This is a genomic window from Pseudomonas sp. P129, from assembly GCF_020312195.1.
Taxonomy (GTDB): domain Bacteria; phylum Pseudomonadota; class Gammaproteobacteria; order Pseudomonadales; family Pseudomonadaceae; genus Aquipseudomonas; species Aquipseudomonas fragariae.
Map to the genome: position 1 here is coordinate 376,227 of NZ_JAGPYS010000002.1, position 882 is coordinate 377,108.

At 55.6% G+C, this 882-nt stretch carries 1 protein-coding gene; it reads left to right on the top strand.

What is annotated here, in order from left to right; genetic code table 11:
- Positions 1–96 precede the first annotated feature (96 nt).
- The gene (locus KBY02_RS06970; RefSeq protein WP_024638725.1) at positions 97–765 is read left to right on the top strand and encodes a helix-turn-helix transcriptional regulator; all 669 of its coding nucleotides are present in this window, start codon (positions 97–99) and stop codon (positions 763–765) included.
- Positions 766–882: the final 117 nt, after the last annotated feature.

Below are 882 nucleotides of genomic sequence, written 5' to 3' on the forward strand. Positions count from 1 at the left end.
TTTCGTGGCGCAAACGCCAACAGCAGGTTGATGTGACCGCGCCATGCTTACAGCGTCTACACCATTGTCAGCAGTTTTAAACTCATGGATGACTACATGCCTAACACACTACTTCCGCAGATCGGCAGGGCCATAGCCAGCATCGGTAGCGGGAATTTTTCCAGCATGTTCCACAAGTTGATCGATACTCAGCTTGCGGTAGATGCCACGCACCTCTCCTCACTGCCACAGCCCTGGCAAACGCCACCCGCCTCTGCACCGACGGTCTTTAACGAGACGGTGACGTCATCACGGGGCACGCTGTTGCTCAGTGACTCGATTCATCTTTACCCTGATCAGGCCTCGGAAAGCTTTAGTTGTAAAATAACTGTATTTCGGGCGCTTCCCGCGCATGAATTTTCAGAAAAGGAACGCCGACAGCTGGGCGACATTTCCCCTCTGCTGTTTTCGATACTTGAAAAACATGTCAATGCCCTGCAATCGGCAATGCCCGGCATCGAGCATAAAAAGCCGGAAAGCATTGAAAAGCGCTTTCAGGAACGACTGCGTGAAACAGGGTTGACGTTGTCCGAACGCGAAACCCAAGTGTGCCTGGGGCTGCTCGCCGGCCATACCGCGCTTGAGCAGGCCGAGCGACTCGCACTCAAGGTCAATACCGTGGGCAGTTACCAGCGCCGCGCGGCGATCAAGCTGGGCATCAGCGGTCGCAATTCACTGATGCGCTGGATGTATGGCTCATCAGCGGGCGTTTTTTCAACCTGCTGACCGCCAGTTGATGCAAAGGACGGGGCGATACCGATCGCCCCTCCCGGATCCACCCTCACCGCCTCCGACGCAAGACCTCCTTGCGCCCGCAATCACGCTTTATCAATACCCACCAAG